Origin of the sequence: Pseudozobellia sp. WGM2 (assembly GCF_017810075.1) — a bacterium.
Lineage (GTDB): Bacteria > Bacteroidota > Bacteroidia > Flavobacteriales > Flavobacteriaceae > JADNYK01.
Window position 1 is genome coordinate 434,733 of the sequence record NZ_JADNYK010000005.1, and the last position, 19,129, is coordinate 453,861.

20 protein-coding genes are annotated in these 19,129 nt (G+C 37.9%); 8 read left to right on the forward strand and 12 right to left on the reverse strand.

Annotated elements, in window-relative coordinates; genetic code table 11:
• Nucleotides 1-61: 61 nt before the first annotated feature.
• The 4 genes from IV512_RS14480 to IV512_RS14495 are packed head-to-tail and all read right to left on the reverse strand — an operon-like array spanning nt 62 to nt 3,720.
• Nucleotides 62-634, reverse strand: coding sequence for an L-threonylcarbamoyladenylate synthase (locus IV512_RS14480; RefSeq protein ID WP_209404585.1), 573 nt, complete (start codon nt 632-634; stop codon nt 62-64).
• The gene (locus IV512_RS14485) at nt 634-1,503 is read right to left on the reverse strand and encodes an N-acetylneuraminate synthase family protein (RefSeq protein ID WP_209404587.1); all 870 of its coding nucleotides are present in this window, start codon (nt 1,501-1,503) and stop codon (nt 634-636) included. Before IV512_RS14485 ends, IV512_RS14480 begins: the two co-directional genes overlap by 1 nt.
• Nucleotides 1,493-2,665 (reverse strand): acylneuraminate cytidylyltransferase, encoded by a 1,173-nt coding sequence (locus IV512_RS14490; protein ID WP_209404589.1) that lies wholly within the window; start codon nt 2,663-2,665, stop codon nt 1,493-1,495. The genes IV512_RS14485 and IV512_RS14490 overlap by 11 nt, the downstream gene beginning before the upstream one ends.
• 11 nt (nt 2,666-2,676) lie before the next feature.
• Nucleotides 2,677-3,720 carry a glycosyltransferase family 52 gene (locus tag IV512_RS14495; RefSeq protein ID WP_209404591.1) on the reverse strand — a complete coding sequence of 348 codons (1,044 nt, stop codon included), beginning with the start codon at nt 3,718-3,720 and terminating at the stop codon, nt 2,677-2,679.
• Between the two features lie 79 nt (nt 3,721-3,799).
• Here IV512_RS14495 and IV512_RS14500 point away from each other — a divergent pair, with 79 nt between their 5' ends.
• Entirely contained in the window at nt 3,800-4,612 is an 813-nt protein-coding gene (locus IV512_RS14500) for a glycosyltransferase family 2 protein (protein ID WP_209404593.1), read from the forward strand.
• Here IV512_RS14500 and IV512_RS14505 read toward each other — a convergent pair.
• Both IV512_RS14505 and IV512_RS14510 read right to left on the reverse strand, forming a co-directional pair.
• On the reverse strand, nt 4,594-5,388 hold the full coding sequence (locus IV512_RS14505; RefSeq protein ID WP_209404595.1) for a glycosyltransferase family 2 protein: 795 nt from the start codon (nt 5,386-5,388) through the stop codon (nt 4,594-4,596). The two genes, IV512_RS14500 and IV512_RS14505, sit on opposite strands and share 19 nt — an antisense overlap.
• A gap of 145 nt (nt 5,389-5,533) precedes the next feature.
• Nucleotides 5,534-6,349 (reverse strand): 2,3,4,5-tetrahydropyridine-2,6-dicarboxylate N-succinyltransferase, encoded by an 816-nt coding sequence (locus tag IV512_RS14510; RefSeq protein WP_100869207.1) that lies wholly within the window; start codon nt 6,347-6,349, stop codon nt 5,534-5,536.
• Nucleotides 6,350-6,550: 201 nt separating this feature from the next.
• On the opposite strand from IV512_RS14510, the gene ruvX reads away from it, so the two are divergent.
• The 3 genes from ruvX to IV512_RS14525 are packed head-to-tail and all read left to right on the forward strand — an operon-like array spanning nt 6,551 to nt 8,031.
• Nucleotides 6,551-6,964, forward strand: a complete 414-nt coding sequence (gene ruvX / locus IV512_RS14515; RefSeq protein WP_209404597.1) for a Holliday junction resolvase RuvX — start codon at nt 6,551-6,553, stop codon at nt 6,962-6,964.
• Nucleotides 6,961-7,551 (forward strand): peptide deformylase, encoded by a 591-nt coding sequence (gene def, locus IV512_RS14520; RefSeq protein ID WP_209404599.1) that lies wholly within the window; start codon nt 6,961-6,963, stop codon nt 7,549-7,551. Before ruvX ends, def begins: the two co-directional genes overlap by 4 nt.
• A gap of 60 nt (nt 7,552-7,611) precedes the next feature.
• On the forward strand, nt 7,612-8,031 hold the full coding sequence (locus IV512_RS14525; RefSeq protein ID WP_100869204.1) for a DUF5606 domain-containing protein: 420 nt from the start codon (nt 7,612-7,614) through the stop codon (nt 8,029-8,031).
• A gap of 48 nt (nt 8,032-8,079) precedes the next feature.
• Here IV512_RS14525 and IV512_RS14530 read toward each other — a convergent pair whose 3' ends face one another.
• From IV512_RS14530 to IV512_RS14540, 3 genes are all read right to left on the reverse strand, one after another.
• The gene (locus IV512_RS14530) at nt 8,080-9,006 is read right to left on the reverse strand and encodes a carbon-nitrogen hydrolase family protein (protein ID WP_209404600.1); all 927 of its coding nucleotides are present in this window, start codon (nt 9,004-9,006) and stop codon (nt 8,080-8,082) included.
• A gap of 19 nt (nt 9,007-9,025) precedes the next feature.
• Nucleotides 9,026-10,642: a family 20 glycosylhydrolase gene (locus IV512_RS14535; protein WP_209404601.1), complete on the reverse strand. Its 1,617-nt coding sequence runs from the start codon at nt 10,640-10,642 to the stop codon at nt 9,026-9,028.
• 63 nt (nt 10,643-10,705) lie between these two features.
• Nucleotides 10,706-11,353, reverse strand: coding sequence for an SGNH/GDSL hydrolase family protein (locus IV512_RS14540; RefSeq protein WP_209404603.1), 648 nt, complete (start codon nt 11,351-11,353; stop codon nt 10,706-10,708).
• Between the two features lie 150 nt (nt 11,354-11,503).
• Between IV512_RS14540 and IV512_RS14545 the strand changes: the two genes are divergently transcribed.
• A complete protein-coding gene (locus IV512_RS14545; protein ID WP_209404605.1) occupies nt 11,504-12,457 on the forward strand; it encodes an RraA family protein in 954 nt (317 codons plus the stop codon).
• A gap of 85 nt (nt 12,458-12,542) precedes the next feature.
• The gene (locus tag IV512_RS14550) at nt 12,543-13,820 is read left to right on the forward strand and encodes a mandelate racemase/muconate lactonizing enzyme family protein (protein WP_209404606.1); all 1,278 of its coding nucleotides are present in this window, start codon (nt 12,543-12,545) and stop codon (nt 13,818-13,820) included.
• Between the two features lie 25 nt (nt 13,821-13,845).
• Here IV512_RS14550 and IV512_RS14555 read toward each other — a convergent pair whose 3' ends face one another.
• The 3 genes from IV512_RS14555 to IV512_RS14565 form a co-directional block, all read right to left on the reverse strand.
• The gene (locus IV512_RS14555; RefSeq protein WP_209404608.1) at nt 13,846-14,727 is read right to left on the reverse strand and encodes an alpha/beta hydrolase; all 882 of its coding nucleotides are present in this window, start codon (nt 14,725-14,727) and stop codon (nt 13,846-13,848) included.
• Between the two features lie 10 nt (nt 14,728-14,737).
• Nucleotides 14,738-15,463, reverse strand: coding sequence for an MIP/aquaporin family protein (locus IV512_RS14560; protein WP_209404610.1), 726 nt, complete (start codon nt 15,461-15,463; stop codon nt 14,738-14,740).
• 186 nt (nt 15,464-15,649) lie between these two features.
• On the reverse strand, nt 15,650-16,102 hold the full coding sequence (locus IV512_RS14565) for a DUF1569 domain-containing protein (protein ID WP_209404612.1): 453 nt from the start codon (nt 16,100-16,102) through the stop codon (nt 15,650-15,652).
• 395 nt (nt 16,103-16,497) lie between these two features.
• Here IV512_RS14565 and IV512_RS14570 point away from each other — a divergent pair, with 395 nt between their 5' ends.
• Complete coding sequence (locus IV512_RS14570; protein ID WP_209404614.1) at nt 16,498-18,294, forward strand: sensor histidine kinase; 1,797 nt, start codon at nt 16,498-16,500, stop codon at nt 18,292-18,294.
• Nucleotides 18,295-18,391: 97 nt separating this feature from the next.
• Entirely contained in the window at nt 18,392-18,802 is a 411-nt protein-coding gene (locus tag IV512_RS14575; RefSeq protein ID WP_209404616.1) for a response regulator, read from the forward strand.
• Nucleotides 18,803-19,129 lie beyond the last annotated feature (327 nt).

Below are 19,129 nucleotides of genomic sequence, written 5' to 3' on the forward strand. Positions count from 1 at the left end.
TGGTTTTTTCTTTAGTCAGAGGCGTAATTAAGACCCTAATTAGTCTTTTGAACTGATTTTTTTACTTACGAATAATTTTTACAGTTCCATCATTGCCCAATTTTATGATTGCCGATGGTACCGCATTTTCATGTTCGGGCTGCAAATTTACCACATAGTCAACACCTTTTAAAACCTCATTGGAAATTTCAGAAAAACTTTTAGGTGTTGGTGAGCCCGAAAGGTTTGCAGAAGTGGAAACGATAGGTCTTTTGAATTTATTGATAAGGTACTGGCAAAATTTGTCAGATGCCACTCTAATAGCTAAGGTATTATCGGCAGCAACTAAATTCTTGGCAACCCCTTTGGGAGACTCATATATAATTGTCGTAGGTTTTGTAGAAAGGTCAATCAGATCATAGGCAAGCTCAGGAACTTTATCTACATGCTTTTCGAGCATAGCATCGTTAGCTACCAAACATATTAGGGCTTTGCTATCTATTCTATTTTTTAGATGATATACTTTTTTTACCGCTTCTTCATTGGTGGCGTCACAGCCAATGCCCCAGACCGTATCGGTCGGGTAAAGTATGAGTCCGCCGTTTTGAAGCACCTTAATGCAGTTGTTCAAATCATTCTTGAAATCGACAGCCATTATTTTTGATATTTCAATTTTTCTCGCTGCACACGCTCAATATCTAAAATATCTTTCTGTTTGTAAGTGAGTGCTTCATGAGTTGCTTTAAGATCACGACAGAGTTTTCTCAAACCCATAGGTTCTAAAGATGCAGCATGATCTGTACCTTTCCATGTTCGGTCTAATGTAAAATGTCGTTCTATGACATGGGCGCCCAAAGTGTATGCTGCCACATCAACAGCAATACCCAAGTGATGGCCCGAGAAACCAATACTCTTTACTTTTTCACCATATTTCTCTTGCAGTTTTAAAATGTCTAAGAGACAAACATCATTAAATGGTACGGGGTAGCCAGAGGTACAGTTGTACACAACCAAGTCTTTGCTTCTACCCCTTTCACCAAAAAAACGCACAATGTTTTCGATTTCATCTTTTGTGGTCATACCTGTAGAAATATGAATCTCACCTTGATAAAAATCACAGAGCCAACCTAACATGTCATAATTATTATTACAAGCTGAGGGAATTTTAATGAAATCTGGGTTTAAGCCAGCTATTTCTTTTGCAGAGGTTGTTTCCCAAACCGAAGTAGAGTAGGTTATGCCTACTTCTTCACAATAGTTTTTCAATTCTTGGTGTTGGGCTACATCAAACTCTAAAAATTCTCGATGTGCACCATAGGTGCTCCCATATGAATTAATAGGGTTGGGGTGAGGGGCCTTATATTGCTCCTCAGTCAGCAATTCTTTATTGTTGCGCTTTTGAAATTTAACAGCATTCGCATTGCCGAAAATTTTGGCCATATTGATAAGTTCCTTTGCAGTCTGCATATCACCTTTATGGTTGCAACCAATTTCTGCAATAACGTAGGGTTCTTTATAAGTCATTAAATCTTAGATTGTAGTTGATAATAAATTCGGATGCCTCTCTAATGGCACCCTCTGCGGAATTATTTTTCAGTACTATATCCGCATGAAACTTAATCGGTTTTGTAGCATTGGCTGGGCACAAAGACCAACCTGCTCTTAGCATATTGCTCAAATCGTTGATATCGTCACCAATGTATGCGATTTCTTGTGGGGTTATTTTTCTTTCGGCACATAACTTTTCGATGAGGGAGTATTTGTCTTTAATACCAAGAAAAATATCTTCTATTTTTAATTTCTTCATGCGTTGAGCCACCACGGTCGAGTTTTCAGATGTCATAACGATTATATTTACCCCATGCTGTCTTAATATTTCTAGACCCATACCGTCTCGCATATCAAAAACTTTAGAAAACTCGCCCTCACTATTGAAAGTGACCCGACCATCAGTAAATACCCCATCAACATCGAGCACCAAATGATCTATTCTCTTGTTACTCTTGTTTGATTTTGATTTTGAGATCAGTAGTTGTTCGATTACCAACCAGTCAGTTTCAGAGTCTATTTCGACCAATGTATCTTCATTCATCTCTACAACACCAATATCACCACTTAATCGGTTTTTAGACGCAAGTAATGCTTTTTTGGTAGTACAATAAACTGCTCCGTTTTCTATTAATAGACCTTCGAAATCTTGTCTTCTTGGACGATTTTCAAAATCGTAATTTAAAGGTTTACCATCTTTCGACCAGATAAATCGATGAGTATTTACAACACTCAAAACGGCATCAAGTTTTTCATTTTCCAGTTTGTCTAAGGCGGCATCTATATCTTTCCTTTTTGTAAGAGGTGAAGTGGCCTGCAGAAGACAAAAAATATCAAAATCTGTGTCGATAAGTTCACAGAATTCTAATATGGCAGATTCGGTCGTAGAAGTGTCCGATGCATTTTGTTGTGAACGTTTTAAAGTCTTTACTTTTTTTGACCATGCAAAATTTTGGGCTATATAATCAATTATATCATTATCGTCGGTAAAGACGAAAACTTCATCGAGTTTTGAAAATATAGCTTCTGTGAGTACCCAGGTGAAAAGAGGTCTGCCTAGCAACTTTTTCTTGTTCTTACCCGGAATACCTTTTGAGTTTTTTCTAAGAGGAATGAATCCTACTGATTTATTTGACATTTTTTCTTTTTCTAGCTGTCTATTATCATATTTTGTATAAGGTCTCGGGTGGCTTTGACCGTAAATTTATCCAAATAATCTTTACCCATGAAAAAACGCTCATTTACGATTTCAAGATTTGAAAGAGCTGTAGAGAACAAGGTGTAACCTTGCTCGAAGTAAAACCCTTCTTTGAGACCAAGTATCTCGATAGGAAAAAGAGCAGGTAAAATAGTTACATCTTCAAAATAGTCTTTATATTTAGTAATTTCTCTAGGGTGGGTTTTCAAAACTATGTTCAGGTTTTGAGGTACTTTTGAGATAATATCTCTATAGATTTCTATTTTTTCTACTTCACTATTGATGACCTTGTCTTCTGAAATAGGTTGAGTTAAAATAAGAGCATTGTTTTCTTTTGCCAAGACGAATGTATCATCCGGTAAAAAAATATTGAACAATTCTTCTTTTGTTTTGAAATCTAACTTAGAAACCTCTTTTTTAATATTAAGCTCAACTGCTTTTTTTTGCAATGGTCTTGGTAATCTGTTCGGAAACTGAGCATGAATTGTAATGATTTGCTTGTCAAAACCTCCGCCGATTGGCGTTTTTGTGAGATAGTTTTTATAAAATTGTTCAAATGGCGTATGGCGCTGACTGTACGTTCGTGCACCATCCTCAATCATATTTATACCTTTTTGACCGAATTCATAAAGAAAATAACTTTTAGATGAATCGGTGTCACATAAGTAAATATTCGAGCTTGAGATGAACGAATGTTCTGTTTTTAGAACAGGATGTCTTGTCTCTAAATATGGAGGTAACTTAGATTTTCTACGAAAAGAATAGTTGAATTTACCAAGGTCTATGATGTGTTTCTTGCGCTCAGAAATTATATGCACATCCCTGAAAAAATTCTCTTTTAGGTTGGGTATCAGGGTCTCTATAAATGGAGTGCTTTGTACAAGAAAAAGAAGGTTTTCGCCCCTATTATTTTGATTGCTCGACCCATCTTTCAGTATGTGCAAAAGCGACAGATAAATGTGATAAATAGTGGAGCCTACATAGGTTCGCTTCATATAATTCGATGAAATAGTATTGGAGATGGAACGCAAAAAACTACATTTGCAAAAGTAGTTAAAATTAAATCAATCATTAATGAGCACGGTAAGTGTCATAGTCAGTACTTACAATAAACCAGATTGGCTTGAGAAAGTTCTTTGGGGTTTCAACTGTCAAACCTATAAAGATTTTGAACTTATCGTTGCTGATGATGGTTCAGGGGAAGAAACCAAAGCATTGATTGAAAAATATCGTAACAAGGTATCGTATGATATTAAGCATGTATGGCAAGAAGATGACGGCTTTCAAAAATGTCGCATACTGAACAAAGGTGTTCAAGCTTGCAGTACAGAATATATTATCATGACCGACGGTGACTGTATACCTCGAGAAGATTTTGTGCAGGTGCATTATATTAATAAAGAACCTGGTTATTTTATTTCTGGTGGATATTATATGCTACCCATGAACATTTCGAACATAATTACTTTGGAAGACATTGAGAAGCAGAACTGCTTTAATATTCAATGGTTAAAGGAAAAAGGAATACCAAAAACTTTTAAGAACAACAAGCTTACAGCCCGAGGTTTTATCTCAACCCTGTTTAATACATTTACCCCAACAAATGCGAGCTGGAACGGTCATAATTCTTCAGGTTGGAAAAAAGATATATATAATATAAACGGCTTTGATGAACGAATGCAGTACGGGGGAGAAGACCGTGAATTTGGTGAACGTCTATTTAACTATGGTGTTAAATCAAAGCAATTACGCTACAGTGCGGTATGTGTCCATTTAGATCATGAACGCGGTTATAGAACGCCCGAAGCGATTGCCAAAAATCAGGTGATAAGAAAAGAGGTCAAACAGAATAAAAGTGTTTGGACGTATCACGGCATAACCAAATAGTAGGCTAACTCGTTCTTTTTTTCTAGTTTTTTCAATTCTCTATATCTTTCAAGGTCACCTAAAGCATTGAGGTAACAAATAACCACTCCCTTTTTACCATCTAATATGCCCAAACGTATGATGTAGTGGTTGAAAAACTTCCATAGAGGTTTAAATACCAATGATAATAGGTTATATCGATTTTCTCGATAAAAATCTTCTTTCGCCTTCAATCTGCCGTATTTAAGCATTTTTGACTTATAATCTTCAAAACTTTTATAGCAGTAATGGGTCAGTTTTTCTTTTAGAATACTTGACTTACCAATAACATCAAGGGTTTCGTGTACTATTTTTTTGTCAGAAAAATTTGCCTTACTTTTTCTGAACAATCTATAATTTTTATCGGTCTGCCAACCACTAAAGTTTAATGGTTTGTTGGCAAACATGAACTTTCTGTAAAACCAAAAAGCTGAAATGTCGGTACCACTATTGACCGTTTCGGTAATTTCAGCCTTCAATTTTTCAGATACCACTTCATCTGCATCTAAAAATAATACCCAATCATTTGTTGCTTGTTTCAGCGTAAAAGATTTTTGAAGTGTGAAGTTCGAGAATGGATGTTGAATGACCTTCACCTTAGGGTGCGCCTTCAAAAATTCGAATGTACCATCGGTACTATAAGAATCTACAACAATAATTTCGTCGGCAAACTCTACTGATTCAATACACTTCTCAATATACCCAATTTCATTGTGGGTTATGATTAATGCTGATACTTTTTGTCTTTCTTTCGGCATCGTTAAGCTTTAGGTTTGGGTGGTCTTCTAATATGTAGATTAAAAAGTTTAGAAAAGGTTGCGTTTCCATACTTAAATAAGATACTACTCAACTATAACAATTAAAAAACAAAAAAATTATATTTAATCAAAAAAATCTTACATTTTAGACTGCAACGTCGTATTCACGTAGGGCATCGTTCAATGATGTTTTCTTGTTAGTACTCTCTTTTCTGGTTCCGATGATCAAAGCGCAAGGCACTTGAAAATCTCCTGCCGCAAACTTTTTTGTATAACTACCCGGTATAACAACTGAGCGAGCAGGAACCCTACCTTTCATTTCAACTGGGCTGTCACCTGTAACATCTATAATTTTCGTTGAGGCGGTAAGGACCACATTCGCACCGAGTACTGCTTCTTTCTCTACCTTTACACCTTCAACAACAATACATCGTGAACCGATAAACGCATTGTCTTCGATGATAACCGGAGATGCCTGTAAAGGCTCTAATACCCCTCCGATACCAACACCACCACTGAGGTGTACATTTTTGCCTATTTGCGCACAACTACCAACCGTTGCCCAAGTATCGACCATGGTACCTTCATCGACGTATGCGCCAATGTTTACGTAGCTTGGCATTAAAATAGTTCCTGATGATATATAAGCTCCATGTCTCGCCACGGCGTGCGGTACCACTCTGATTCCTTTTTCTTTGTATCCTTTTTTCAATGGAATTTTATCGTGATATTCGAAAATACCTGCTTCAAGTGTTTCCATTTTTTGAATGGGAAAATAAAGTACTACTCCTTTCTTGACCCATTCGTTTATCTGCCAACCATTCTCAGTAGGTTCTGCGCAGCGAAGTTCACCAAGGTCTAACAAGTTGATAACTTGACGAATGGCAGATTGAGTATCTTGTTCTTTTAAAAGCTCTCTGTTGTCCCAAGCATTTTCGATGGTCTTTCTTAATTCGGTCATAGTGCACGTTTATTTTAAGTTTATAGTTGTTTCGGCTATCAGATTAATGTAAAATCTGAAATATTTCTTCTAGTTAGCCCCAACTGAATATTTACTTTTGTAGGCCATAAGGCGATGCAAATATAATTGGTCATTTAGGATTTCAAGCCTCAATTTTACGCTTATAACATTTTAAAAGTTATTTTTGCCAAAAATTTTGGCGTGGGTAGGTTGTTGGCATTGGATTTTGGACAGAAAAGAACAGGAATTGCCGTTACCGATGAATTACAATTGATCGCTTCTGGTTTGACGACGGTATCAACTTCAAAATTGTTCGATTTTCTGAAGGATTACGTAGTTGCTGAGAATGTTGAAAAGTTCATCATTGGCGAGCCGAAGCAAATGAACAACACTCCCTCACAATCGGAAGCCCTAATCGTTCCCTTTATCGAAAAGCTTCAGAAGTTACATCCCGAAATACCCATAGAGCGGCAAGATGAGCGGTTTACTTCAAAATTGGCCATGCAGAGCATGATAGCAGGGGGGGTGAAGAAAAAAAAGCGCAGAGATAAAGGCTTGGTCGACGAGATTAGTGCCACTATTATTTTACAAGACTATTTAAACAAGATTAAATGATTTTACCTATTGTAGCATATGGTGACCCAGTGCTTCGTAAAGTAGCTAAAGAAATACCTGAAAATTACCCAAAGCTTAACGATTTGCTAGACAATATGTGGGAAACTATGTATAATGCCAGCGGAGTCGGTTTGGCTGCTCCCCAAATCGGTTTGCCTGTACGTTTATTTTTGGTCGATACTACACCTTTTGCCAATGATGAGGAGCTTTCGCCTGAGGAGCAAAAGCAATTGAACGGTTTTAAGAAGACTTTTATTAATGCATATATTACTGAAGAAAGGGGTGAAGAATGGGCATTTAACGAAGGATGTCTTAGTATACCCGATGTTAGGGAAGATGTGAAACGTAAAGATACATTGACCATTACTTATTTCGACGAAAATTTCAAAGAGCATACCGAGACCTATAATGGACTTTTGGCAAGGGTAATTCAGCATGAATATGATCATATTGAGGGCATACTCTTTACCGATAAACTTTCGCCTTTAAAGAAGCGAATGATTAAAGGGCGGCTGAACAATATTTCTAAAGGAAAGATAAACGTCGATTATCGAATGCGTTTTCCTAACATGAAAAAAGGACGTTAAATTTTTATCGTAATCCACCGAAAAGTATAATATTTGCGCTCCTAAAACGGAAATTTCTATATGAGTTTAGACAAAGTTTTATCTATTGGGGGCAAGCCAGGCCTTTATAAATTGGTAACACAGACACGAAACGGTTTTGTTGCCGAATCTTTATTAGACAAGAAACGCATTACAGTAAGTATGCGCAGTAACGTTAGTGTGCTTTCTGAAATTGCTATTTATACTTTAGATGAAGAACTACCACTTCGTGAAGTTTTTCTAAAGATACAGGTGAAGGAAAAAGGGGGCAAAACTTCCATTGGGCATAAAGAAGAAAAGATTAAGTTAGAAGAGTATTTCTTTGAAATACTACCGAACTACGATGAAGATAGAGTGTATGCCAGTGATATCAAGAAAGTGATTCAATGGTATAATATATTGCTCGAGAACGGAATAACCGATTTTTCTGAGAAAAAAGAAGGAGCTTCTGAAGAAGAGTAAAAAGAAAAGCCCTCGGTAGAGGGCTTTTCTTTTTTTGATCAATTGTTTTCAGTTCTTTTCAGCCCTCGTATCAGGCTGGTTTATAGCTTGATATTTGAATATATCGTTTCGCGAATAATGACCGATTACATCAAAATCAAACTTACTTTCGGTCAGCTCGTTAAGATTCAGTTCTGCGGTAAGTAGTCCAGCTTTGTCGAATAGAGGCCCCGCAATTACTTCTCCCAATGGATTAACGATAATACTTCCACCACGGCATAGTGCTTCAGACGCATCAACCACAAGTTTTTTATATTCTTCAGGGTACATATCTTTAGTAAAATATTGGTTGCAGCCCAAAACAAAGCAACGCCCTTCGAGGGCTATATGACGCAGTGTCGCCGTCCACCCATCACGTGAATCCGCTGTGGGAGCCAAATATATTTCCACACCTTTTTGATACATGGCCATTCTGGCCAAGGGCATATAGTTCTCCCAGCAAATAAGACCGCCCAACCTGCCTATTTTAGTTTGGTAGGTGACTAAAGATTCTCCATCGGCCTCTGCCCAAATAAGACGTTCAGACCCTGTAGGTTTTATTTTTCTGTGTACGCCCAGCAGCCCATCGGTAGGCGAGATATAGACCATCGAACAATAGAGACTATTGTTGGTCTTTTGTTTTTCGGTAATACCAATTACGAGATAAACAGTATTAGTTTTTGCCAGTTTTTCCAGGCGTTTTATTTCTGGGCCTTCTACATCAATACTATTGTCATAATATTTCGCATACAGTTCACGACCTTGTTGCGTACGTCTTCCGATTTTAGTGCCGAAGTCAAAACCTCTTGGGTAGCCCGGAATAAATGATTCCGGAAACATTAACAATTGGCAGCCCTCGTTGGCGTATTGGCGCACTAAAGCTTCCGTTTTATCCAAGGTTTTATCCTTGTCAAAAAATACGGGACTCTCTTGCACCAAGCCGACTTTTACCTTCATTAGTCTTAAGAATTATACCTTAGTCTTTTTTAATTTCTTTATAAGTGTATTTACTTTTCTTCCACTCGATAAGTGGTGATGGGTAGTATTTTACATCCATTCTATCCAAGAAAGGTGCTTGATTTGCCAAACGTACCTTGTAGCTTTCCCAATCACGATTCTCAGGGGTCGACCAACTTAGTTCAGAATAACCGATGGCCCGAGGAAAAGCCAGGTACTCTACTTCATCAATATTACTTACGGTTTCAGACCATAAAGGGGCCTCGATACCTAGAATGTTTTCTACCGGTATGCCTTCGTACTGCTCTGGTGTCCAAATATATGCAGAGTCTGTAGGAATAAAAGCAGCCCAATGAAGTCCGTGTTTTGATAGGGAGTCATATTGCATATCTAAATAGGCTTTTTTGGCAGGAGACATGATTATTTTCATTCCTTTTTCAACCGCCAAATCGGCATTTTCTTTACTTGACCAAAATTGTGCAATTGACTTTGAATCAACATCGGCGGTTACTATCTCATCCCACCCGATCATGGTCTTACCATATTTTTGAACGATTTTCTCGACCTTCTCTACAAAATAGATATAATCTTTCTTTTTTGTAACATGGCTTTCGTCGCCACCAATGTGAAAATAAGGGCCTGGGGTTATAGCTGAAATTTCTCTTACCACGTCGTCGATAAATGCGTAGACCGTATCTTTTCGGGTGTCGAAGGTGCTAAAACCCACATGGGTGCCTTCATACAGTTCGACTTTCTTGCCGTTACCGTTTAGAAAGGGGTAGGCTACGGAAGCTGCGTTAGTGTGGCCGGGCATATCAAATTCAGGTATTACCGTAATGAAGCGTTCTGCCGCATAATTTACGATATCGGTGTATTCTTCTTGGGTAAAAAACCCACCGGATTCGCCACCGACCTCAGTGCTTCCGCCAATTTCAGTAAGTTTAGGCCAAGATTTAATTTCAATTCGCCACCCTTGGTCATCGGTCAAATGAAGATGAAGTACATTATATTTATAGTAAGCTAAAAGGTCTATATACTTTTTTACATCTTCAACGCTAAAAAAGTGGCGTGCCACATCGAGCATACTGCCACGGTATTCAAAAACAGGGTTGTCTACAATTTTGCCGGTGGGTATAGGCCACACTTTGTAATCGGCAATGGTATCAAGACTTACTTCGGGTATAATCTGTCGTAAAGTTTGAACACCCCTAAAAGCACCTTCGGCCGTATTGGAATTCAAAATTACGGAATCGGCCGTGATATATAATTGGTAGGCTTCAGGCGCATTTAGTTCTAAACTATCTGATTGGTTAATATATATGATACCCTCTCTGCCCGGAATCTCTTCTACATTTACGGGAATATCCAAATCTGTTTTGCCTTTTATCTTTTTTGAAAGAAATTCACCCACTTCGGTAAACCCGTCGGCATTTTCAGAAGTGTAAATAGCGGTAAACTCATCTAAGGCGAAAGCATTTTCTGTGGCAACTACTTTTTTAGGCATGGGAATCATATTTTCCATGGCCAAATCTGATTTTGGTAGATTCAGAACCCGTTTCTTTTTTTCAGGTTCGCAAGATAGAAATGCTACAAATCCGCAACATATAATTAGACTCTTGATTAGGTTTGATTTCATTTTGGTTTGCAATATTTGATTTATAATGGGTTTGTTTTGGTCAACCTTACTTGAAGAGGTTTACTACTCTATGAATTCTCTCATCACCTGAAACCAGATTTCGTAGCCTTTTGCATTCATATGAAGGCCGTCTTCAATAAAAATATCTTGTTGCAACTTTCTTCCGTTCATCATAGGTGTCCACACATCTGCATAGTTCAAAAGGTCATCTTTTTTGGCTAGCCTTCTGAATTTTCTATTGAGTCTTTTGTATTTTCCTTTTAATTTCCATCTAGAAATGCTTGGTTTGGCCGATATAATAACTATTTCGGTCGACGGGTCACGTTCTTTGATAAGGCTAATTATCTGTTGTGTGGTACTTATGATTTCGTTGGGGCGTTTATTGGCCGATATATCATTATCACCTTCGTAGATAAAGACTTTTTTCGGCTTGTATTTCAAAATAAGATTATCGGAAAAATACAGGAGATCAGATGCCTGCGAACCTCCAAAACCGGAATTGATGATTTGATGGTTGGGGAAACGCTCTTGAAGGTCTTTCCACATACGAACACTTGAACTTCCTGTAAAAACAATAGTCTCCTTCGCGGGGTTCCATATAGAATCATACTTCATTTCAATTTTCTCGACTTGATTTTTATATCGTTGTGCATCTTGAGCTAGGGCAACAGAAGATATGAGCAATAATAGTGTAAAAAGAAGGTATTTCATAGGGTATATTTGAGTGTTACAAGTTAGTTTTTATTTACCTCTGTTCAAAGTATTCTTAGGGTGTCGACCGTGGGATACGTAATAAGTTCACTATGAATCGTTAATGAATGGCTCAACCATATCAATATGAACCAGCTTAAATTATTTCTTATGAGACCCTATTTCAAATCACTCGTTTGTCTTACAGTTTTTCTAGGATCTGTGTTTGCCGTGACCGCACAACAGATAAGTAAAGAAGAACTTATTTTTTTAACTCCGGAATGGAAAGGGGAGCGTTTCGAAGATGGTAGGCCGAAGGTTTCGGACGATATCTTAAAGCGAATGAAAGGTGTTACCATAGAAGAAGCTTGGGCAGTACTCAAAGGTGAAAATTTTAAGTATCAGTATGCAGAAGATTGGCAGACCATTAACCCTGATAGTGTGCTTGTAGGTAGAGCGGTTACAGCTGTATTTATGCCAGGTAGGCCCGATATACATCGTGTTATAGATGATCGAGGGCATAATCAAGACGGGCGAATAAAATCTCAAAATGCTTGGACCATTGATTTGCTTCAAAAAGGAGATGTTTATGTAGTAGATCAGTTCGGTGCACATGTAGATGGACCCACCATAGGAGATAATTTGGGAAATTCCATTTATGCGAAAACAGGTAACGGAATCGTCTATGACGGGGCCATACGTGATATAAACGGTCTTAAAGAAATCGGCGGTTTTACCTCCTTTTTTCGAACCTATCACCCTTCTCACCATCTCAACAATCCCGATGATGATTTGAACACCACTTTGATAGGCATAAACACGCCTACACGAATAGGTATGGCTACCGTAATTCCGGGTGATGTAGTTTTGGGCCGAGATGGAGGTGTTATTTTCATTCCGCCCCATTTAGCAGAAAAAGTGGTCAAAATTTCAGAAGTGGTTCGGCTTCGCGATATGTTCGGTCACCAAAGACTTAGAGAGCAAAAGTATACCCCCGGTGAAATTGATAACCGTTGGTCAGATGAAATCGAAAAAGATTTCTCTCAATGGTTGAACGCTCATATTGATGAACTTCCCGTACCCAAGGAACAGATTCAAGAGCTGTTAAAGACCAGAACTTGGTAGTTAAGTAAAAATATCGGTTATTTTTTAGGGTTTCTTCGGTTTGATTACGTAGTAATTGTGAATCATCCAATTAAACTGTCCGATTATGAAAAATTCAAGAAGAGACTTTCTATCTAAAGCCGTTGCCACCACAGCCTTGACCACTTTGCCGTTGGTCAATTATGGAAAAGAATATATAGATGCCATTGAGCGAACCCCAAAAATGTCGGCACCATCCGATCTAAAGATAACGGATATCAAATGTGGGTTCATACGAGGTGGCCATAGTCTTTTCGTAAAAATTTATAGTAACCAAGATATTGTGGGTCATGGTGAGGGGGTTGACGCGACCCCTGGTACTTATCATTTGGTCAAAAGTTTTGGAGAGCGAATAAAAGGAAAGAGCCCGTTGAACGTTCATCGACTTTTTGAAGACATACGAAGAAGCGGTTTTTTTGAAGGTGCACAATCGGGAATGTTCGTTGCGGTTTTGACCGCTGTCGAGACTGCCCTGTGGGATTTAGCGGGAAAAGCCCTGAACCTCCCAGTATATCAACTTTTAGGAGGAAAATTCAGGGACAAGATTAGGGTTTATATGGATACGGCACTGTATCAAAACAGGCTTCCCAAACCCGAAGATTTTGCAGCGAGTGCCAAAGAAGCCGTGGATATGGGCTTTACGGCGGTGAAGTTTGATTTGGATCAGGCCAATGATCCTAATAAATATGATAAATATAATTGGACGGCGGGCCCTGCGGAAATTCAGCGTATGTACGACCAAATGGCAGCTACTCGTGAGGCTGTTGGGCCAAACATCGATATATGTGCAGACATGCATGGTAAATACGATGCAATTACAGGTGAAAAGGTCGCAAAGATGCTTGAGCCTTTAAATATGATGTGGCTCGAAGAACCTATACCTGCTGAAAATACTGATGCATACAAAAAAATAACGGAGTCGACTAGCACGCCTATATGCGCTGGAGAAAATCACTACCTCGCCCATGGGTTTAGGCCACTTTTGGAAACAGGTGCAGTCGATATTATCATGCCTGACCTGCAAAAGGCCGGGGGGCTAGGTGAAGCACAACGAATCGCTAATTTGGCCAATCTCTATTATGTGCCTTTTGCTCCTCATATGGTAGCGTCTTTTCTAGGAGCAATGGCCTCATGTCATGTTTGTGCCTCGGTGCCCAATTTTATGATACTTGAGTGGCAGATTTATTTTCATAAAGATCCCATGTATAAAGAAATCGTTACCTATGACGGAGAAATGGTAGAAGATGGTTTTATAAAACTATCGGAGAAACCAGGTATTGGAGTAGAAATTAACGAAGAGGGCATGAAAAAATATGCGGACAAAAATGTACCTTTTTTCAAATAATCTTTTAATTTTTTAGGAATTAAAATCAGTCCTTTTTAGAAGTCGAAACGATATTCTCAACCACGGCCCAGTCGTAGAAGCGTTGTATCCAATCGTCAGAAGGTAACCCCTGGGTTTTCATGCCAAATCCGTGACCCCCTTGAGAATACATGTGTAATGCAGGACGGTAACCTTTGTTTAGCCATGAATTGTAGAGTGCAATACTACCCTTGGCCAAGCCTAGCGGATCGTCAGTAGCACATACAATCAACATCTTGGGAGCATCGGTTGGAGCATCTTGTACAGGGAATGCCGTCGTCCACGGATAAACGGGCACGATAAAATCGGGTTTGTCTATGGTATTTGCGTAATAGGCAACGCCCATGGTTACCGCCCCTCCGGCCGAAAAGCCCATAAAACCTATTTTAGAAACGTCAACACCATACATTTGGGCATTTTCTCGTACATAGGCCACGGCTGATAGGCCATCTGCAATTGATATAGGTAGAATAGGTTTAATGCGTTCCCCAATTCTAGCAGGGTTGTTTACACCTTCGTCACTTATTTCTTTAGTGCCATCTTCACCTGTCGGTACAAGCCTATATTTTAGAACAAAGGCGGTAATACCTTTATTGTTCAACCATTTGGCCACCATATTGCCTTCACTTTCAATACTAAGACCGTAGAGCCCACCACCCGGGGCAATAATGATAGCTGTACCGTTTGGGTTTTCAGGTTTAAACACCCGCATAGTCGGTTTTGACACATTGGTAACCACTTGAGTGTCCCATACTTCAGAATGAAATTGGCGTTCTTTTGTAGCCCAAGTTACACCTTCTGCCTTTTCATGAGGAATATTGATAATTTCTTGTGAAAGAATAGGGGTGATTATAGTCATAATCGCGATTAGTGTGATAAAATGTTTCATTGGTTATAATTTAAACTCCGATGAGTAGGTATACAAGTGCTGCCAAGAAACCTCCGATTATTGGCCCAACGATTGGTACCCATGCGTAAGACCAATCACTGCTTCCCTTACCTTTCAAAGGTAAAATAGCGTGCATTAGCCGGGGGCCGAGATCTCGTGCAGGGTTTATGGCATATCCAGTTGGTCCGCCGAGGCCAAAACCAATTCCCATGACCAATAAAGCAACCGGTAAAGCATCTAAAGACCCTAGAGATACAGGTTCATCTGAAATAGCTCCTCCAGCGATATAAAAAACTCCAAATACCAGAGCAAATGTGCCTATAATTTCGGTAACTAAATTCCATAACGGACTACGAATAGCGGGTGATGTTGAAAATGTAGCTAGAATAGCACCTTGATCATCAGTGGCATCATATTGCTTTTTATAATTGAGCCATACCAATAGGTTGCCCATCATCGCACCAAGTATTTGAGCTATAATATAGCCTGGAACCAATGACCAATCAAATTTACCTGCTGTGGCCAAACCTAGGGTAACCGCAGGGTTGAGATGCGCTCCACTAACATCGGCACTTACAAAAACACCGACAAACACGGCTATACCCCATGCAATAGAAATACCGACCCAACCGGAATCTGAGCCTTTGGTGCCTTTTAGCACAAGATTAGCTACAATTCCGTTGCCTAAGAGAATGAGCATGCAGGTGCCAATAAATTCAAAAATGTAAATGGTCATGATTTAAGTTGGTTTTGAGAGATAAAAGATAGGAAAATTAGATTAGTGTGGCTTGAAAATCATAAAATGAAAACTTGGAGGCCGAACTCAAAAAGCGGTGAGAAACCTGTGAAAATTGTTATACACGACCTGAAATTTGTAAAAATTTATTTTCACAAATTGTGATTATCTATTAAAGTACTGTAATTAAACCCCGAACTGCTGCAAATGGTGGTCAAGGTGTTTGTAGAACAAAACATTCCACTCTTGGGTTGAGAGAGGGCCGAAAGCATGCGATTCTTTATTGTCAAAATGCGCTGCACCTAATTTCTGTGTTTTTTTAATATGGTCGATCAATAATTCTTTTTCCTTTTCAAAATCGCGTTCGTCTACTACTAAAAAAACAGGTGCGGTGCGCATATTTTTTTTGTAAGGTTTTGGTCCGGTAACAATTCTTTTGGCAAACAGCTTTATCATGAACTTTTTAAAACCTTTTGGCTTTGGGTATTTATCCGTATAAACTAAATCATAAGTAACATTGCAATGGGCCAACATTTGGGCCACATTCATTTTGCCCCATAAATTTTGGGTTTTTGGGGTTAATGAATTCACTCTTGAAATGAGCTCTTCTGAAACCTGAAGATTAAATACGTTTTTCATAGTACAAAGTTGACCAAAGAGTTAGTAATCAGACATAATAAAAATAGTCGTTGTTATCGATTTGAACAAGTTGACAGCGTATTTATAACCAGTCTTCTTTTACTTTTTTAAGTATTTGTTTCTACTACCTAGTGGTATTCGAATGATGTGCTATACGGGTGCAACCAAAGGTTTCTAGGTGAAAAAACCGCTTTTATGCCATCTGAACTCTGTGTTTTAACTTATAAACTATTTTATTTAATAGGTGTGCTCGATACCACTATAATTTTTATTTATATTAACATTTTATCGTGAGAAAAAATGTACTTTAGAAAAAGTATTCTATTATTGATTACTTGCTGCCCCTCCCCAAATTCTCAATATAGTACTGTAGTCTTTTAGCAGTTCAAAACTTTATGTGGAAGAAGTATTTCAATATTTTTCTATTACTTTATATACCATTATTAGTTATTTCCCTACTAATGTTGATGGGGCATAAAGAAGAAAGAATTGCCACCATAAAAAAAAGAGAAGACTCTATTTCCAGAAATAAAACCTATCTCTTAAGTGATGTTTGTCATTATCTGATTCATAATACTAATTATTGGTCTTCTATAGTCTATCCGCCTTCATTTGATCCTAAGAATAAGCACTCGAGTTTCCTGCATCCATATATTGAAGTCATTAAAAATATTGGTTTCTACGATCAGTTTCGAATTATTGATTTGGAAGGAAAAGAATTGCTGAGGTATCAAAGTAATTTAGGTCAAAAAATGGAGTTGGCTCCTTTGCAAAACAAGGTTGACAGCGAATATGTCAAACAAGGATTGAACTTGAAAAAGGGTGAAATTTACCTATCTCGTATAAATTTGAATCGAGAAGATGGCATTATTGAGAAACCCCATAAACCTGTTCTTCGAACCGTTGGGCCTATATATGATTCTTTAAATCAAAGAACTGGTTTAATCGTCATTAATTTTCGTATGCAAGATGTACTTGGTATACTCACAAGTACAAGACCTGATGGCAATACATATGTTATTGACTCGGAACATAACATTATTGCATCAAGTATCGGCGATAAAACAATGATGTTCGAAGTGAATAAGAGCGGAGATACACTTGATAGTAATTTAAAAAAATTGAATGAGAGGGGGCTACGCTCAAGAAAAGACACCACCTTTTTTGAAGATGGTAGGGTTTGGAGCCTTCATAAAGTACTTATGACCAATGGAGAACTCAATAAAAGTGCTGCTTACTTGGCCCCAAAGAAAATAATCCAGGCAACCGAATGGGCCGTAGTTCGAGAAATGCCGCCTGAAGCGATAAGTGCTGGCTTATGGCCCCTATATCAAAACTTTATAGTGTTGCATCTGTTTTCCATACTTGCTCTGTCGGGCATCTCCTATGGTTTTAATAAATATCAATCTAAAAAAAGAGACCTATTCAACAGAATAGAAGAAAAAAATAAAGCCTTATTGATTAATCAAGAAAGCTTGAAAACAATAAATGATGTAGTCAAAAAAACGAACCAGCGGTTAAGAGTTAAAAATGAGCAGTTAGAGCAGTTTAGTTATTTAATATCCCATAATTTAAGGGCACCGGTTACAAGTATGTCATTAATAATAGATGTCATCAAAAAAGAAGAGAATGAAGAGAACATTAAAACGCTTCTGCCCAAGCTTCATATTCTTTCAGATAGTATCGGCCGTCTTACAGAAGATATTAAAGAATACGTGACGGCAGTTGACTACGAAGATACTGAATTACAAGAGATTAACGTATATGCCCTTATTCAAGGTCTACGCGGTGACTTTCCCGAATTAATGACCGGTCTCAGTAATTTTAAAATAGTTTATGAGTTGCAGGAATGGAAAACGGTTAACTCATCTAAATATCATTTGCAAAGTGTTATTCGCCATTTAATTTCCAATGCCATAAAATATAGAAATACTGAAATTGAATCGTATTTGGTTTTTAGAAGTGAAGTTGAAAATAATCGAAAAATTCTATATGTTGAAGACAATGGTCTGGGAATTAATATGGAACGCTATGGCGATGACCTTTTCAAGTTGTACAAAAAATTCCATCGAAATATTTCAGGTAAGGGTATGGGGCTTTTTATGGTCAAAACCCAATTAGAGGAGGTAGGAGCCACCATTAGTGCAAAAAGTATTGAAGGAAAAGGAACAAAATTCAAGATAAATTTTTAACTTAATACTGAAGATTATGTAATATTATTAAACATTTTTAGTTAACAATCAAGTTTTTAACCTTAAGAGAAGTAATTAGCAACTAACATCAACTGACATGAAAAAAGCTAGTATTCTACTTGTAGACGATGATGAAATTTATCTCTACTTGACAGAACGCCTGATAGATGGTATTTCAGAAAATTTAACCGTAAAATCGTTCACTGATGGTGAAAAGGCGTTCGATTATGTAAGCAACTGCGTAAGTGAACAAACCGAATTGCCAGGGGTTATTCTATTGGACGTAAATATGCCATTCTTAGATGGCTGGGGATTCTTACGGGAATTCAAAGAATTGAAAGATAAGATAAACGACAAAGTACATATTTACTTGGTAACCTCTTCTGAAAGGGAAAGGGATAAAGTGCGTGCCCAGGAATTTGACGAACTTACGGGGTATGTTGTAAAACCGGTATCGGAAGATAAGTTGGTAGAAATACTTAATGAAGTTTATGAAAACCATTGGTAGTTATAGAAAAAACTTACTTTAAACACAAAATACTTTTTTGAAGTTTTTGATGTAATTATCAGGAAATTGTATAGCAAACGACAGAACCAGTTTTGGTTCGTCGTTTGTTTATCTTCAAAATATAATGAACATTAATATCAAGGCTTAGATTTGTTTTGAATACCCAGAACAGAGATTGCTTGTTATTAGTGATTTATCTCGATATACCACGTAGCTTTATCATTTTACCGGATCAGGAACAATTGTTGTGTTTATGCAAAAATTGTTGTTAGTCTAAATAGGAAGAATTCTACATTTTTCACACCTCTGAACTGCGCCCTAAATGCT

Excerpts from the sequence above, each read along its gene's own strand:
- IV512_RS14480 (WP_209404585.1), bottom strand. The coding sequence starts at position 634 with ATGGCTGTCGATTTCAAGAATGATTTGAACAACTGCATTAAGGTGCTT.
- IV512_RS14485 (WP_209404587.1), bottom strand. The coding sequence starts at position 1,503 with ATGACTTATAAAGAACCCTACGTTATTGCAGAAATTGGTTGCAACCAT.
- IV512_RS14490 (WP_209404589.1), bottom strand. The coding sequence starts at position 2,665 with ATGTCAAATAAATCAGTAGGATTCATTCCTCTTAGAAAAAACTCAAAA.
- IV512_RS14495 (WP_209404591.1), bottom strand. The coding sequence starts at position 3,720 with ATGAAGCGAACCTATGTAGGCTCCACTATTTATCACATTTATCTGTCG.
- IV512_RS14500 (WP_209404593.1), top strand. The coding sequence starts at position 3,800 with ATGAGCACGGTAAGTGTCATAGTCAGTACTTACAATAAACCAGATTGG.
- IV512_RS14505 (WP_209404595.1), bottom strand. The coding sequence starts at position 5,388 with ATGCCGAAAGAAAGACAAAAAGTATCAGCATTAATCATAACCCACAAT.
- IV512_RS14510 (WP_100869207.1), bottom strand. The coding sequence starts at position 6,349 with ATGACCGAATTAAGAAAGACCATCGAAAATGCTTGGGACAACAGAGAG.
- def (WP_209404599.1), top strand. The coding sequence starts at position 6,961 with ATGATTTTACCTATTGTAGCATATGGTGACCCAGTGCTTCGTAAAGTA.
- IV512_RS14525 (WP_100869204.1), top strand. The coding sequence starts at position 7,612 with ATGAGTTTAGACAAAGTTTTATCTATTGGGGGCAAGCCAGGCCTTTAT.
- IV512_RS14530 (WP_209404600.1), bottom strand. The coding sequence starts at position 9,006 with ATGAAGGTAAAAGTCGGCTTGGTGCAAGAGAGTCCCGTATTTTTTGAC.
- IV512_RS14535 (WP_209404601.1), bottom strand. The coding sequence starts at position 10,642 with ATGAAATCAAACCTAATCAAGAGTCTAATTATATGTTGCGGATTTGTA.
- IV512_RS14540 (WP_209404603.1), bottom strand. The coding sequence starts at position 11,353 with ATGAAATACCTTCTTTTTACACTATTATTGCTCATATCTTCTGTTGCC.
- IV512_RS14545 (WP_209404605.1), top strand. The coding sequence starts at position 11,504 with ATGAGACCCTATTTCAAATCACTCGTTTGTCTTACAGTTTTTCTAGGA.
- IV512_RS14550 (WP_209404606.1), top strand. The coding sequence starts at position 12,543 with ATGAAAAATTCAAGAAGAGACTTTCTATCTAAAGCCGTTGCCACCACA.
- IV512_RS14555 (WP_209404608.1), bottom strand. The coding sequence starts at position 14,727 with ATGAAACATTTTATCACACTAATCGCGATTATGACTATAATCACCCCT.
- IV512_RS14560 (WP_209404610.1), bottom strand. The coding sequence starts at position 15,463 with ATGACCATTTACATTTTTGAATTTATTGGCACCTGCATGCTCATTCTC.
- IV512_RS14565 (WP_209404612.1), bottom strand. The coding sequence starts at position 16,102 with ATGAAAAACGTATTTAATCTTCAGGTTTCAGAAGAGCTCATTTCAAGA.
- IV512_RS14570 (WP_209404614.1), top strand. The coding sequence starts at position 16,498 with ATGTGGAAGAAGTATTTCAATATTTTTCTATTACTTTATATACCATTA.
- IV512_RS14575 (WP_209404616.1), top strand. The coding sequence starts at position 18,392 with ATGAAAAAAGCTAGTATTCTACTTGTAGACGATGATGAAATTTATCTC.